Below are 11,402 nucleotides of genomic sequence, written 5' to 3'. Positions count from 1 at the left end.
TCATGCCCTCATGCCCTCATGCCGCCGCCGCATAGGCGGCGCCGCGCGCCAGCCCGCCATCGGTGTTGAACAGATAGACATGCGCCGGATCCAGCCAGACCGTCAGCGCCTGCCCATGATCGCGCTTGTGCACGCCGTTGACCAGCCCGACCCAGCGATCGGGCCCGTGGCGCAGATGCAGGAAGGTCTGCGCGCCGGTGATCTCGGTCGTCTCCAGGACGGTGGACAGCGGCATCGCGCCAGGCCGTTCGTGCAGCGACAGGTGCGACGGTCGGAATCCCGCCAGATAGTCGCCGTCGGGCAGATCGACCTGCCAGGTCGCGTCGTGGATCCCGGCCACCCCGCCCCGGACCGAGACGGGCTTGAAATTCATCGGCGGGTCCGAAAAGACCCTTGCGGTCACAGCGTCGGCGGGCTGGCGATAGACCTGTGGCGTGGGGCCGAATTGCGTGATCCGGCCTTCCCATAATGTCGCGGTATTGCCGCCCAGCAGCAGGGCTTCCTCGGGTTCGGTCGTGGCATAGACGAAGATGGCGCCGGATTCCTCGAAGATGCGGGGGATCTCGACGCGCAATTCCTCGCGCAGCTTGTAGTCCAGATTGGCCAGCGGCTCGTCCAGCAGCACCAGGCCCGCATCCTTGACCAGCGCACGCGCCAACGCGCAGCGCTGCTGCTGGCCGCCAGACAATTCCAGCGGCCGCCGATCCAGCAAGGGCGTCAGGCGCATCATCTCGGCGGTTTGCTTCACCCGCCGGTCGATCTCGTCCCGCTTCACGCGCATCAGCCGCAGGGGCGAGGCGATGTTTTCATAGACCGACATGGACGGATAATTGATGAATTGCTGATAGACCATCGCCACCTTGCGGTCCTGCACACGCTGGTCGGTCACGTCATCGCCATTCCAGAAGACGCGGCCTTGCGCCGGACGGTCCAGGCCCGCCATCAATCGCATCAGCGTTGTCTTTCCGGCCTGAGTCGGACCCAGAAGCACGTTCATGCTGCCCGGTTGCAGGACCAGGTCGGTGGCATGGATATGCACCCGTCCGCCGACCGTTTTGGAGATGCCGCGCAGTTCCAGCGTCATGCGGCTGCCCTTTTCTGGCCCATCCAGCCCTCCAGTTCGGCGATCTGGTCTGCGTTCATCTGCAGGCCCAGCTTGCTGCGCCGCCAGATGACATCCTCGGCGCGACGCGCGAATTCCTTGTCCATCAACCAGCCGACCTCGGTTTCGGTCAGGCCGGCGCCGAAATCGCGGCCAAGATCGGCCGCAGCCTTTGCCGTGCCCAGCATGGTCCAGGCCTCGGTCCCGTAGGCCCGGACCAGCCGCGCGGCCCGGTCCTGATCCAGAAACGGATAGGCCGCGCGCAGATCCGCGATCAGGCCGGCCACGCCATCGACCGGGAAATCTCCGCCGGGCAGGGGCGCACCGGCCGTCCAGGCCGAACGGGCCCGCGGAAAGTGCGGCGCCAGCCGTTCCATCGCGTGCTCGGCCAGCCGGCGATAAGTGGTGATCTTGCCGCCAAAGACGTTCAGGCAGGGCGCGCCGGCCTGATCCAGCGACAGCACATAGTCGCGCGTCGCCGCGGTGGCTGATTTGGCGCCATCGTCGTAGAGCGGCCGGACCCCGGAATAGGTCCAGACGATCTGGTCGCGCGTCACCGGCCGTGCGAAATAGTCCGAGGCGAAGCCGCACAGGTATTCCTGTTCCTCGGGGGTGCATTCGGCCTCTAGCGGGCTGCCCTGGTGATCGCGGTCGGTGGTGCCGATCAGGGTGAATCGCTGCTCATAGGGAATCGCAAAGATGATCCGGCCATCGGCGCCCTGAAAGAAATATGCCTTGTCGTGGTCATACAGCCTTGGCACGACGATGTGGGATCCGCGCACCAGGCGCACCGTCTCGGTCGAGGGCAGGTGCGCCACGTCGCGGATCACCTGGCCGACCCACGGCCCGCCCGCATTGACCAGCGCCCGGGCGCGGAAGGCGCGTCCGTCTTCCAGCGTCACGCGCCACAAATCGTCTTCACGCGCAGCCTCGGCGACCTTGGCGCCGACCATGATCCCGGCCCCGCGCATGGCCGCGTCGCGCGCGTTCAGCGCCACCAGCCGCGCATCGTCCACCCAGCAATCGCTGTATTCGTAGGCCCGCTCCAGCCGGTCCTGCAGCGGTGCCCCTTCGGGCGTATCCTTCAGCGACAGGGTGCTGGTGGGGGGCAGGATCTTCCGACCGCCCAGATGATCATAGAGAAACAGCCCCGCCCGGATCAGCAGGTTCGGCCGGTGCCCGCGGTTCCACGGCATCGCCAGGGACAGCGCGCGGCTGACGGGCGTGTCCGATTCAAACGTCATCTTCGGGTCCAGCGGCAGCACGAAGCGCATCGGCCAGCTGATATGGGGCATGGCGCGCAGCAGAACCTCGCGTTCGCGCAGCGCCTCGCGGACCAGCCGGATTTCGAGATATTCCAGATAGCGCAGCCCGCCGTGAAACAGCTTGGTGGATTTGGAGCTGGTCGCCTGCGCCAGGTCGCCCATCTCGGCCAGCCGGACCGACAGACCGCGGCCCGCCGCGTCGCGCGCGATTCCGCAGCCATTGATGCCGCCGCCGATGATGAAAAGGTCGGTGATCTCCGGCATGAGGCTCCTCCCAAAGCCGGGTCAGGTGATCACGGCTTCGTGCAAACTGTCAACGGGAATTTTCGCGGATGCGCGATTTACTTTCGTATTGACAAGAAGCGCACATCATCTTTCCGTAAACGAAAGAGGGGGTCGTGGCCATGAACATTCGCCAGATGGAGATCCTGGAGATCGCTCGTGCGTCCGGCCGCGTCGGCGTCGAGGAACTGGCCGAACGTTTCGACGTGACCTTGCAGACCATTCGCCGCGATCTGGGCGAACTGGCCGATCACGGGATGCTGGACCGGATCCATGGCGGCGCGGTCATGCGCAGCGGCGTCAGCAATATCGGCTATGCCGAGCGGCGGCGGATGCACGAGGATGCGAAAGCCGCCATTGCCCGGGCCTGCGCGGCGCGGATTCCCGACAATTCCTCGATCATCATCAATCTCGGCACCACGACCGAGGCCGTTGCCCGCGAATTGCTGGGTCATCGCAACCTGACCGTCATCACCAACAACATGAACGTTGCCAATATCCTCGTCGGCAACGACAGTTGCGAAATCGTGGTCGCGGGCGGGGCGCTGCGGCGCAGCGACGGGGGGCTGGTCGGCGATCTGACAACCGAATTCATGGCCCAGTTCAAACCCGACTACGCCATCATCGGCGCCTCGGCGCTGGATGCCGATGGCGATCTTCTGGATTTCGACATGGCCGAGGTCCGGGTCAGCCGCGCCATCGCCGGGCTGGCCCGGAAATGTTTTCTGGTGACCGATATCAGCAAGCTGGAACGATCCGCGCCGGTGCGAATCATCTCGATGTCCGATCTTGACACGGTCTTCGTGGATCGGCCCCTGCCCGATGCGCTGATGCGGAAATGCGGGGAATGGCAGACGGCCGTGGTGATCGCCTGCTAGTCGCGATCGGCCAGCAGCCGGCCAAGCGCCTGCAGGTCCCGCGCGCCGGCCTGGTCCAGCAACGTCTCCAGCGCCCGGAAATGCCGGATGACGGCGTGCCCGGTCTGGGTCAGCACCGCGCCGCCGCCGCCCGGTCCGCCACGGCTGCTGTCCACCACCGGCAGGGTGAAGCCCGCGTTCATTTCCTCGACCAGCGACCAGGCGCGCTTGTAGCTCATTCCCATGTCGCGGCCGGCGGCGGCGATCGAGCCGTGATGGTCGATCAGCACCAGAAGCTGCATCTTGCCCGGACCCAGCGTCAGAGCATGGCCATATTCCAGGCGCAGCTTGATCCGGGGAAGGGGGGCTTGCATCGGCTTGTGGTCCGGCGGTTGAGGCTGGTTCCAGACTAGGTGCGCGGTCCTCGCGCCGCAACGTCGTATCCCGGCCCGCCGCAACGACGATTGCCGTGCGGCCGGAGACTCCTATGCTGCGGAATGATCAGCAAGGGGGAAACCATGGCCGAATCCGATATCGTCATCCTGTCCGGCGCGCGCACCGCCATCGGCACCTTTGGCGGCAGCCTTGCCGCGATTGCGCCGATCCGGCTGGCAGCAACCGTCACCCGCGCCGTGATCGAGCGCGCCGGCATCGCTCCCGACCGGATCGGGCAGGTCGTCTTCGGCCATGTGATCAATACCGAGCCGCGCGACATGTATCTGTCACGCGTCGCGATGCTGGAGGCGGGGATACCCGACACCACGCCCGCGATGAACGTGAACCGGCTGTGCGGATCGGGTGCGCAGGCCATCGTCTCGGCCGCGCAGGCGCTGATGCTGGGTGACGCCGATTTCGCCATCGCGGGCGGCGCCGAAAGCATGAGCCGGTCACCCTACGCCGTGCCCTCGGCCCGGTTCGGCGCGAAGATGGGTGATCAGGTGATGCTGGACATGATGACCGGGGCGCTGACCTGCCCGATGGGCACGGGCCATATGGGCGTGACGGCGGAAAACGTCGCCGCCGAACACGGGATCGGCCGTCAGGCGCAGGACGAATTCGCCCTGGAATCGCAGCGCCGTGCCGCGTCGGCCATCGCGGCGGGGCATTTTCGCGACCAGATCGTGCCGATCGAGGTCAAGACCCGCCAGGGAGTCGCGGTCTTCGATACCGACGAACACCCGAAGCAAACCGATCTCGACCGGCTGGCCAGCCTGAAACCGGTGTTCCGCAAGGAGGGCACCGTGACCGCAGGCAATGCCAGCGGCATCAATGACGGTGCGGCGGCGCTGGTGCTGGCGCGGGCGGATGCGGCGCGGGCCGCGGGCCTGACCCCGCGCGCCCGGATCCTGGGCTACGCGGTCGCGGGCGTCCGGCCCGACGTCATGGGAATCGGCCCGATCCCGGCGGTTCGGGCATTGCTGGCGCGCACCGGGCTGAAAGTCGCCGATTTCGACGTGATCGAATCGAACGAGGCATTCGCCGCGCAAGCCTTGGCGGTCAACGAGGGGCTGGGGCTTGACCCGGGGCGGGTGAACCCGAATGGCGGCGCCATCGCCTTGGGCCATCCCGTCGGAGCAACAGGGGCCATCCTGACCGTCAAGGCGCTGTCCGAACTGGACCGGACCGGCGGCGCGAAAGCCCTCATCACCATGTGCATCGGCGGCGGCCAAGGCATCGCCATCGCGATCGAGAGAATGTGATCGGCGCCGCCGCCCCTGCGACAACAAAAGGGCGCGGCCTGATCCTCGGCTGCGCCCTTTTCGGCATCGTCTCACGATGCGCGGTGAAGGCCCGCTTCGCGCGCCGGCACCGGAAACGGGCCGCCCAGATCAGACGGCCCGCGAGTTCCACGGAGATGGCCCGGTTAGGGATGGCTAGAATCCGTCCGGTCCCAATCAGGGTTTACGACCCAGGGGGCTGCCCCTAGGCCACGGCCCCCCTGACTGTTCCGACACCTCTCTCCAATATCACTCTCGACACTGGACCACCTCCTTTCAATGTGTTGCCGTTGCAAGGGGAAGGGTGCCACAGATCGAGATTCTGTCAATCAGATTTCTTGGGGGTGCCTCAACAAATTGCGGACAATCAGCCGGAATGGCACAAGGGCCAGTAGCGCCAGTCCAAGTTTGACCAGCCAATCGGCACTTGCCAGCGAAATCCACAGCGGACCGATCGGTCCTTGACCAAGCAGCGGAACCGCCTCGTTGGCCCAGACGGTATTGCCGTCCGCCGGCAGGATGGCCGAAAATGCGATGCTGAAGAACAGGGCCGTATCCAGCGCCGATCCGACCAGCGAGGATGCCAGCGGCGCCGTCCACCAGCGCCCGCCGCGCAGGGCATCGAAAATGGCGATGTCCAGCGTTTGCGCGACGATGAAGGCCGTGCCCGATCCCAGGGCGATGCGCAGCGTGGTCCTGTCAAGGCCCGCCGCGGCCAGCGAACAGATCACCCCCACCAGGAAACCGGCCAGCACCACCCGGCGCGCGGCCGCCGCGCCGTAGACACGGTTCATCACATCGGTGACGAGAAAGGCGAAGGGATAGGTGAAGGCGCCCCAGGTCAGCCAGTCTCCGATGACGAACTGGACCAGGATATTCGAGGCCACGACGATGGCGGCCATGGCGATCACGCCGGGCAGATAGCGGGTCATGAATGATGTTCCGTTTTACAAGGTTGCGGACAACTCGGCTCCGCGGCGCGGAACAACGCGGCCATACGCCGGGCCGGCGGGTGCTGTCAATTCGGCGCGCTCGCAACCGCGGCCGGTCGCCATCGCACCCAGGGTTCGACAAACTCCTCGCGCTCTTTGCAAATACCTGCGGGGGTGAATTGGCCGCAGGCCAAGAGGGGGCCGGCGAGGTCCCCTTTCCCGGTCAGTTTCGCAACCGATATTCGACCAGTTCCGTTCTCTGCACGATCAGGAAATTGTCGTCCGAAATCATCGTCAGCCGGATTCCCTGTCCGTCGTCCCAGACCGAGATCCCCTCGAGGTTGTCATATTGCAGCGGTCGCGTGGTCAGCAGGATTTCCTCGTCCTTCGGGCCCTCGGCGGTCAGCCGCATCCGGCGCACGCGCGAGACGAACCCGAAGAGGCCGCGAAAATCGCGCTCCAGTATGTAAAGCATCCCGTCGGGGCCGAAATCCGCGCCGGTCATCAGCCAGCGCGGATCCCGGCGGATCGTGCCCAGGCGGCTCCATTTGCCGTCGCGGAAACCCAGGACCGGAAACGGCCGGTCCTTGCGCGAGGATCGTTCGACGATCGCGACCAGCAATCCGTCATCGCGAACAGCCAGCGCCTCCATCCCCGAATTGGTGCGGAAGTCGGGCAGTTTCGGCGGCAAGGGCCGGCGGGTCGCGGGCGCATCGGGATCGGCATAGCTGGCGATCCGGTCCAGACCTTCGAAACTGACCCAGATGCTGCTGTCGCGCGCGATCGCCAAGCCCTCGCTGTCGCCCAGATAGCCCGGCTTCAGCGGTTGTCCCTTGCTGTCCTTCAGATGGGCGCGCCCGGCGACATTCATGCCCCGGATGCGGCCCTGCGCGTCGCGTTCGACGCTGCCCCAATACAGCCAGGCGCGGTCGCTGAGGGCGTTGAAGCCGGACCCGTCGGCACTGATCTCCAGCCCGGAAAAGCCGCCGAAACTGTCTTCGGTGCCCGACCAGACATAGGTTCCGATGTAATCCAGCGTCACGGCCGGCGCGGGGGCGCCGGCCGTGATCAGCAGGACGGACAGGATGGCGCCTAGCGCGCGCCGGCGACGGTGCGGCATTGGGCAGGCAACTCGGCCATGCGATAGGTGCGGGGATGGCGGTAATTCGGATCGGGCGGGGCGGGTTTCACGCGGCTGGGGTCGATCCGGTTCCTGATCCATTCGGCAGCCTCGGCGCAACCATCGCCCGGGGGCGGCGGTTCCTGATCCTGACAGATCGAGCCGGGCGGACAGTCAAGCCGGACATGGAAGTGGGATTCATGCCCGTTCAGGGGCCGGATCTTGCGCAGCCAGCTTCGGTCGCCCTTTTCCAACTGGCACATCGCGACCTTGACCACGGGGTCGGTAAAGATCCGCTCGACCCGCGGATCGCGGGCCGCGGCGCGCAGGATCGTCATGTGCCCGCCGTTGAAATTCGGCGACAGCGCCGTGCCGCCCCTGGCCACGACCGAAGCCGAGGAGATGCGTTCCCGCTGCGCCGGGCTCAGCGCCAGCGAGGAGGGCGGCAGCATCCAGACATCGGCGTCCAGCCCGATCTGATGGCTGGCATGGCCCGAGGTCATCGGCCCGCCGCGAGGCTGGCTCATGTCGCCGATATAGAGGCCGCGCCAGCCGGCCTGCTGTGCAACGCGGGACAGGCCGACCAGGAAATCGACCAGTTCGGGATGGCCCCAGTTGCGGTTGCGCGACAGTCGCATGGCCTGCCAGCTTGGCCCGGACTCGGGCAGTTGCGCGAAGCCCTGGCCGCAGCCCTTGGAATAATAGCCGATCGATACCGGCGGGCCTTGCGAGGCGCCGCGGAAGTTGCCGAACACGTCCTTGGCCAGCGACTGGGCCGACAGCGGTGCGGCAAGCCCTGCCAACAGGGCGGCTGCGGTCAGGAACTTGCGGATCACTGCTTTGCCTCTCCTTCGGGTTTGACCCAGCCTAGCAGAACCAGCGCCAGAAGAAACATCGCGATCAGGGGCGAGATGCCGATGCGCTGATTGCCGGTCAGATCGGTGACCGTCGCGATCAGGAACGGCGCCAGGAACGCGGTGGCCTTGCCCGAAAGCGCATAGAGGCCAAAGCCTTCTGTCGCCTTGTCCGCGGTGGTGTGGCGGACCATCATCGTGCGGCTGGCCGCTTGCAGCGCGCCGCCCGCGCCGCCGATCAGCGCCCCACACAGAAAGAAGATCGCATCGGGCAGGCGCAGCCCGGCCACGACCGGGCCGTCCGGCACCGCCATGCCAAGGAAGGTGTCGCGATCCATGCTGATGATCACGATGCAGACCGCGATCAGGATCAGCATGCAGGCCGCGATGACCGGGCGCGGGCCCCAGCGTCGGTCGGCGCGCCCGCCGAGCCAACTGATGATCGCGGCCGAGACGGCGCTGACCACGCCGAAGATACCCGCCAGAAAGACCGGCCAGCCCAGCACGGTGCCGGCATAGACGCCGCCGAAACCGTATAGCGCGTTCAGCGCGTCGCGCGACAGCATCGACGAGACCAGCCAGGCCGCCAGGCTGCGGCGATGGCGCAGGCTGCCGATCAGCCGTCCCAGATCGCGCATCGCGGCGCCCAGCCTGATTCTTGCGCGCGGCCCGCGCGGCTCGCGGACCCACAGGAAGAACGGCACCATGAAGATGGCATACCAGATCGCCACGAAAGGCCCGACAAAGCGCGTCCCCTCGCGGGTCTCGGGATCCAGACCGAAAAGCGGCGCGATCCCGGCCAGCGTCCGGCCCGACGGCGTTTCGGCGAACAGGGCCAGCATCAGCGTCAGCGCGACGACGCCGCCCACATAGCCGAAGGCAAAGCCCGACCCGGACAGGCGCCCGATCTCGTTGCGCGGGGCAAGGCCGGGCAACATGGCATTGGTGAAGATGGTGGCGAATTCCATGCCGATCAGGCCGATGCCGAACAGCGTGACCGCGGCGATCAGCGGCGGCTGTTCGGGGACCACGAACCACAGCCCCGCGGCGCCCAGGACATACAGCGCCGAGAACAGCCAGACCCAGGGCATCCGGCGTCCCGAGGTGTCGGCCACCGCCCCCAGGATCGGCGCCAGAACCGCGATCACGACGCCGCTGACCGACAGACCGTAACCCCACAACGCCTGCGCACGCGCCCCCGCCAGCGTCACGCCGTCGCCCAGGGCGATGAAATGGCTTTTCGCGATCTCGGCGAAATAGATCGAGAAGACGAAGGTCAGCAGCAGCGTGGCATAGGGCTGGCTGGCCCAGTCGAAAAACCACCAGCCCCAGATCCGCTTGCGGTCCATCTCGTCCCCCGGTCGCTTTTTCGCCATAAGGCCCGAGGCGGGTCAGACTGGCAAGTCACCTTTCGTGCCGTCGGGAACCAGCGGCGGCCAGGGCCGTGCCGCATCGGCGTCGATCCAGGCCTGCACCCAGCCGGGCAGGTCGGGGCTGCCGACCGGATGGCCAAGCGCCTGCATCAGCCGCGGCGGGGGGACGATCCCCTGCCGGGATGTCACCGCTGAACGGATCAGCACCTGATTGCAGCATTCGGATCCCTTCCACATGGACTGATCCATGTAGATGAAGCGATCATCCCAGCCGACCATGCGCGAGATCATCGTGAACCTCTCGAAGGCGCGGATTCGCCGCCGGTAGCGGGTCGAGTTTCCGGCGACGGTGATCCCCCAGCCTTTCTCGCGCAGAACCGGCAGCAGCCCGGTGCGGGAAGCCAGCGGGATCCGGCCCAGGTCGTACAGGGTCAGGGTGCGGCCGTTGTTCAACTCGATCCAGGGATCCAGATCCCATGGCCAGCAGCGATGGGTCGAGACATGCGCGTCCATCGGTCCAAGCGGCGGCGCGCCGCGGAACTTGATCATCTCCTTGGCGAAACGGATCAGCGGATACATCGGGCCCCCTTCTGTTGCCGGGCAGGGCCGGGCGTGGCCCGGCCCGGCGGCATCGTCAACCCGAACGCTGCGGCAACCGGGTTGCACGCCGGTGCCGGCACCTGCATAGAGGTCCGGACCGCGACGACGAGGGCACAATGGGAACGCTGTACGAGGCCTTGCAACTGATCCTGCAAGTGGTGTGGTTCGTGATGATCGTCCACATCATCATGTCATGGCTGATCAATTTTCAGGTTCTGAACCTGCGCCAGCCGCTGGTCGCGCAGATCTGGGACGGGCTGAACCGGCTTCTGGAACCTCTCTACCGTCCGATCCGCAACATCCTGCCCAATACCGGCGGGCTGGATCTGGCGCCGCTGGTCGTGTTCATCATCATCATCATCCTGCAACGCGCCCTGGCCAACAATGCCGGCTTCTTCTACGGCATGTGATGCCCAGGGACGTGCCCGCCGACGATCTTCTGAGGCAGGTCTGGGGCTTTGACGGCTTTCGACCCGGCCAGGGCGAGATCGTCGAGGCCGTGGCCCAAGGCCGCGAGGTTCTGGCGATCATGCCGACCGGCGGCGGCAAGTCGCTGTGCTATCAATTGCCCGCGCTGATGCGCGACGGCGCAACGGTCGTCATCTCGCCGCTGATCGCCCTGATGCGCGATCAGGTTCGCGCGCTGACCGCGGCGGGCGTGCCGGCCGGCGCGCTGACCAGCGGCAATACGCAGGACGAAACCGATGCGGTCTTGGCGGCGCTGGAACGGCGCGAACTGAAACTGCTCTACATGGCGCCGGAACGGCTGGCCTCGGGCGGGGCGATCAATCTGCTGCGCCGGGCGGGCGTCACCGCCATCGCCGTGGACGAGGCGCATTGCGTCAGCCAGTGGGGTCACGACTTCCGGCCCGATTACCTGCGCATCGGCGAATTGAAGCGCATGCTGGGCGTGCCTTTGGCGGCCTTCACGGCGACCGCCGATGCCGAGACGCGGGCCGAGATCGTGACCCGCCTGTTCGACGGCGCCGAACCCGTCACCTTCCTGCGCGGCTTCGACCGCCCCAATATCCGGCTGGCCTTTCAGCCCAAGGACAGCCCGCGCAAGCAATTGCTGACCTTCGTTGCCGCACGGCGCGGACAATCGGGCATCGTCTATTGTGCCAGCCGCGCCCGGACCCAGACGCTGGCGCAGGCGCTGAATGACCAAGGCCACAGCGCGGTCGCCTATCACGGCGGTATGGAAGCCGATCTGCGCCGTCGGGTCGAAAGCCGGTTCCAGCAGGAAGACGGCCTGATCGTCTGCGCGACGGTCGCCTTCGGCATGGGCATCGACAAGCC

General features: G+C 66.5%; 12 protein-coding genes. 4 read left to right on the top strand and 8 right to left on the bottom strand.

Going from position 1 to position 11,402, the window contains the following annotated elements; genetic code table 11:
- Positions 1 to 16 precede the first annotated feature (16 nt).
- Positions 17 to 1,084, bottom strand: coding sequence for an ABC transporter ATP-binding protein (locus B4A72_RS15855; protein WP_292952202.1), 1,068 nt, complete (start codon positions 1,082 to 1,084; stop codon positions 17 to 19).
- Complete coding sequence (glpD, locus tag B4A72_RS15850) at positions 1,081 to 2,631, bottom strand: glycerol-3-phosphate dehydrogenase (RefSeq protein ID WP_292952205.1); 1,551 nt, start codon at positions 2,629 to 2,631, stop codon at positions 1,081 to 1,083. The genes B4A72_RS15855 and glpD overlap by 4 nt, the downstream gene beginning before the upstream one ends.
- A 134-nt stretch (positions 2,632 to 2,765) precedes the next feature.
- Between glpD and B4A72_RS15845 the strand changes: the two genes are divergently transcribed.
- Positions 2,766 to 3,527, top strand: coding sequence for a DeoR/GlpR family DNA-binding transcription regulator (locus tag B4A72_RS15845; protein WP_292952208.1), 762 nt, complete (start codon positions 2,766 to 2,768; stop codon positions 3,525 to 3,527).
- Here B4A72_RS15845 and B4A72_RS15840 read toward each other — a convergent pair.
- Positions 3,524 to 3,880 (bottom strand): winged helix-turn-helix domain-containing protein, encoded by a 357-nt coding sequence (locus B4A72_RS15840; protein WP_292952211.1) that lies wholly within the window; start codon positions 3,878 to 3,880, stop codon positions 3,524 to 3,526. The genes B4A72_RS15845 and B4A72_RS15840 overlap by 4 nt on opposite strands.
- 144 nt (positions 3,881 to 4,024) lie before the next feature.
- Between B4A72_RS15840 and B4A72_RS15835 the strand changes: the two genes are divergently transcribed.
- A complete protein-coding gene (locus B4A72_RS15835; RefSeq protein WP_292952240.1) occupies positions 4,025 to 5,206 on the top strand; it encodes an acetyl-CoA C-acyltransferase family protein in 1,182 nt (393 codons plus the stop codon).
- Positions 5,207 to 5,553: 347 nt separating this feature from the next.
- Here B4A72_RS15835 and B4A72_RS15830 read toward each other — a convergent pair whose 3' ends face one another.
- The 5 genes from B4A72_RS15830 to B4A72_RS15810 form a co-directional block, all read right to left on the bottom strand.
- On the bottom strand, positions 5,554 to 6,156 hold the full coding sequence (locus B4A72_RS15830) for a VUT family protein (protein WP_292952214.1): 603 nt from the start codon (positions 6,154 to 6,156) through the stop codon (positions 5,554 to 5,556).
- A 223-nt stretch (positions 6,157 to 6,379) separates the two neighbouring features.
- Positions 6,380 to 7,276 (bottom strand): esterase-like activity of phytase family protein, encoded by an 897-nt coding sequence (locus B4A72_RS15825; RefSeq protein ID WP_292979095.1) that lies wholly within the window; start codon positions 7,274 to 7,276, stop codon positions 6,380 to 6,382.
- On the bottom strand, positions 7,249 to 8,112 hold the full coding sequence (mepA, locus tag B4A72_RS15820) for a penicillin-insensitive murein endopeptidase (RefSeq protein WP_292979093.1): 864 nt from the start codon (positions 8,110 to 8,112) through the stop codon (positions 7,249 to 7,251). Before mepA ends, B4A72_RS15825 begins: the two co-directional genes overlap by 28 nt.
- Complete coding sequence (locus B4A72_RS15815; protein ID WP_292979091.1) at positions 8,109 to 9,479, bottom strand: MFS transporter; 1,371 nt, start codon at positions 9,477 to 9,479, stop codon at positions 8,109 to 8,111. The genes mepA and B4A72_RS15815 overlap by 4 nt, the downstream gene beginning before the upstream one ends.
- Positions 9,480 to 9,521: 42 nt before the next feature.
- Positions 9,522 to 10,082, bottom strand: a complete 561-nt coding sequence (locus B4A72_RS15810) for an acyl-CoA thioesterase (RefSeq protein ID WP_292979089.1) — start codon at positions 10,080 to 10,082, stop codon at positions 9,522 to 9,524.
- A gap of 137 nt (positions 10,083 to 10,219) precedes the next feature.
- Between B4A72_RS15810 and B4A72_RS15805 the strand changes: the two genes are divergently transcribed.
- The gene (locus tag B4A72_RS15805) at positions 10,220 to 10,513 is read left to right on the top strand and encodes a YggT family protein (RefSeq protein ID WP_292952229.1); all 294 of its coding nucleotides are present in this window, start codon (positions 10,220 to 10,222) and stop codon (positions 10,511 to 10,513) included.
- Positions 10,513 to 11,402: RecQ family ATP-dependent DNA helicase (locus tag B4A72_RS15800; RefSeq protein WP_292979087.1), on the top strand; the 890-nt coding region annotated here is incomplete at its 3' end. The genes B4A72_RS15805 and B4A72_RS15800, both read left to right, overlap by 1 nt.

Source organism: Paracoccus sp. UBA5162 (assembly GCF_002413585.1).
Taxonomy (GTDB): domain Bacteria; phylum Pseudomonadota; class Alphaproteobacteria; order Rhodobacterales; family Rhodobacteraceae; genus Paracoccus.
The sequence above is the reverse complement of the archived record's forward strand: the minus strand, read 5'-3'. Positions and strand labels throughout refer to the sequence as shown.

What these genes read in the sequence shown, in the direction of transcription:
- B4A72_RS15815 (WP_292979091.1), bottom strand. Translation starts at nt 9,479, where the DNA reads ATGGACCGCAAGCGGATCTGGGGCTGGTGGTTTTTCGACTGGGCCAGC.
- B4A72_RS15830 (WP_292952214.1), bottom strand. Translation starts at nt 6,156, where the DNA reads ATGACCCGCTATCTGCCCGGCGTGATCGCCATGGCCGCCATCGTCGTG.
- B4A72_RS15840 (WP_292952211.1), bottom strand. Translation starts at nt 3,880, where the DNA reads ATGCAAGCCCCCCTTCCCCGGATCAAGCTGCGCCTGGAATATGGCCAT.
- B4A72_RS15825 (WP_292979095.1), bottom strand. Translation starts at nt 7,276, where the DNA reads ATGCCGCACCGTCGCCGGCGCGCGCTAGGCGCCATCCTGTCCGTCCTG.
- B4A72_RS15810 (WP_292979089.1), bottom strand. Translation starts at nt 10,082, where the DNA reads ATGTATCCGCTGATCCGTTTCGCCAAGGAGATGATCAAGTTCCGCGGC.
- B4A72_RS15805 (WP_292952229.1), top strand. Translation starts at nt 10,220, where the DNA reads ATGGGAACGCTGTACGAGGCCTTGCAACTGATCCTGCAAGTGGTGTGG.
- B4A72_RS15855 (WP_292952202.1), bottom strand. Translation starts at nt 1,084, where the DNA reads ATGACGCTGGAACTGCGCGGCATCTCCAAAACGGTCGGCGGACGGGTG.
- glpD (WP_292952205.1), bottom strand. Translation starts at nt 2,631, where the DNA reads ATGCCGGAGATCACCGACCTTTTCATCATCGGCGGCGGCATCAATGGC.
- B4A72_RS15835 (WP_292952240.1), top strand. Translation starts at nt 4,025, where the DNA reads ATGGCCGAATCCGATATCGTCATCCTGTCCGGCGCGCGCACCGCCATC.